Origin of the sequence: Microcystis sp. M53602_WE12 (assembly GCF_030065455.1) — a bacterium.
GTDB classification, from domain to species: Bacteria; Cyanobacteriota; Cyanobacteriia; order Cyanobacteriales; family Microcystaceae; genus Microcystis; species Microcystis aeruginosa.
Genome location: NZ_JASJFB010000392.1, coordinates 1 through 2,300, shown reverse-complemented (window position 1 = coordinate 2,300; position 2,300 = coordinate 1). Strand labels below are relative to the sequence as shown.

At 42.3% G+C, this 2,300-nt stretch carries 2 protein-coding genes; one reads left to right on the top strand and one right to left on the bottom strand.

From position 1 onward, the window contains the following. Positions 1-1,043 precede the first annotated feature (1,043 nt). Positions 1,044-1,853: a PLL family lectin gene (locus PX482_RS13335; RefSeq protein WP_288024823.1), complete on the top strand. Its 810-nt coding sequence runs from the start codon at positions 1,044-1,046 to the stop codon at positions 1,851-1,853. On the opposite strand, the gene PX482_RS13330 is transcribed toward PX482_RS13335, so the two are convergent. Next, positions 1,854-2,300 (bottom strand): transposase family protein (locus PX482_RS13330; RefSeq protein ID WP_288122537.1); only part of this gene is annotated, 447 nt, incomplete at its 5' end.

Below are 2,300 nucleotides of genomic sequence, written 5' to 3'. Positions count from 1 at the left end.
TTCTCCATTTTTTTGCTTACCTCCACCTTAATTCCTTCTTTCAAAACTATACCTATCAATCGTTTCCCCTTTTTTTAAGTTTCTTCTCTTTTTGTTAAGAAAGATCCGACTAATGGATAGCTTGATAAGGGGGGTGCCGATCCCCCCTGCCCCCCTTGATAAGGGGGGTGCCGATAGGCGGGGGGATCCCCCTTGATAAGGGGGGTATCTGATAACTTTTAACGCCTACCTACTTACAGTTAAGGGTACAGCCATTTTCAAGATCGTGACGGGCATCGATCGATCCCTGAATTTGGGCTAACCAAAAGAGGATAATGAATAGCCAGATGACAGCGATCGAATATCGAATCTTGGCGGAGAGAGTCGGGAATTTACCCGACTAATAAGGGATTTTAAAAACTTAGCTCCAAACTAACTTTTGGATGGGTGCAAGGTTGGCCTTGATACCTTAATTCAGCAATGACTAAGAATGCGCTGCTGGGGTAGAGGGTGATTAGATGGATAAATTATAATTTTTAAGTGGGTGGGTGGAATTAAATAAGTAGTCGTGCAAAATTAATTTCCTAGTGAAGATAGGCAAGGGGCAAGAGGTGGTTAGATATGTGTAATTAATTTTGCTTAGGTACTTATAAGATGAACGTAGGTTGGGTTGAAGCATGAAACCCAACGCCCGATTATGTTACGCTACCGCTAACCCATCCTACAAATAATTGTGCCTCCCTACTTAAGAAAATCTTAAAAAGGGTTTTGTATGGAAAAAATCCGTCTAGGATTACAGTTATGCTCGTCGAACAGTAAGGTCGATAATAAGTTCGCAAGAACAGTTAAAATTAAACACTTAATTTCCTAATTCATGTATATCCTATGTTAAAAATTGCCACAATTCCCTATCCAATTGTCACAAAATACAAAAGCTTGTTTGGACAGGCAGAACCAATAGTAAAAAACCCTATTTGGTTGAACTGTTTTGCTCGTGGTATCGATGGTCGTGTTTATCGAAAGTGGTTCGACAACAAAGCCTGGTGGAAACCATCTGACTTTGATTGGCAGCCGCTTGGGGGGGGATTACGGATTACCCAGTGGCAGTGGCATGGTCTAGCAATCGACTTGATATTTTTGCCCGCGGTGTCGATGGCGCTCTGTATCACAATTATGGAAGTAACAACGATAAACCTTTAGCAGGATGGGAACTACTGGGTGGTCTGATTCAAGGTTCTCCTACAGTTGTTTCTTGGGGAAATAATCGAATCGATATTTTTGCCCGTGGCACGGATAATCGTATTTACCACAAGTGGTGGGATGGCAAGGGATGGAAACCCTCACAATTAGATTGGCAACCCCTGCTGGGGGTTGAAACATCTGAGTCTGCTGCCGCAGTAACATGGTCTAAAGGTCGTTTAGACGTTTTCGTACTCGCTTTAGACGGGAATGTGTATCATAACTATGGAAATGGCAATCCTAACAACTGGAGCGGATGGGAAACACTAGGTGGCTCACCGTTAAAAGGATCGCCAACGGTTGTTTCTTGGGGGGATGAGAGGATTGATATTTTCGTCCGGTCGTGGGATGGTACCATTAAACACAAGTCGTCGGATGGAGTATTTCCCTGGAAACCATCACAATTAGATTGGTATGATGTGGGTGGCCCAATTAATACCAATAGACCTGGTACATCTGACCCTCCTGCTGCGGTTGCATGGTCTAAAGGCCGGCTAGACGTATTTATACGCGAACAAAAAGATGGGGCTGTGTATCATAATTATGGCGATGGAAGTCCTAGCAGTTGGAGTGGATGGCAATCACTGGGTGGCAAAATCCAAGGACCTCCTACAGTAGATCTCTTGCAAAAGTAATCAAGATATATATTTTTGTCGGTAACGAAGTTCGTAATTGTAGATACCAGCAATCAAATTCAATCTCAGACCAAATCGCCGTCGGCGATTTCTGTATCTTGATGAAAGTATCCGAAATATTTTGAGACGACGATGAATATGTTCTATAACTATGCGCCGTTGTGATAACTGACGGTTGGCTTTTTTTTGCTCTTTACTTAGTTTTTCTGTTTTCTTTTTTTTATGAGGAATTTGACTGTTTTGATGGATTTTCTGAATCCCTTGATAGCCTTTGTCCCCTAATATTTCTATTTCCTTATTTAACCCTATTTTGCTCTCTTTCCACAGTCGAAAATCATGGACTCTTCCTTTCTCACAACGGACACAGATTACCTGCTCGCTTTTTTGATCGGCAACGACTTGCGACTTTAATGTGTGGTATCCCTGCTTGCCACTATAGCATGATTT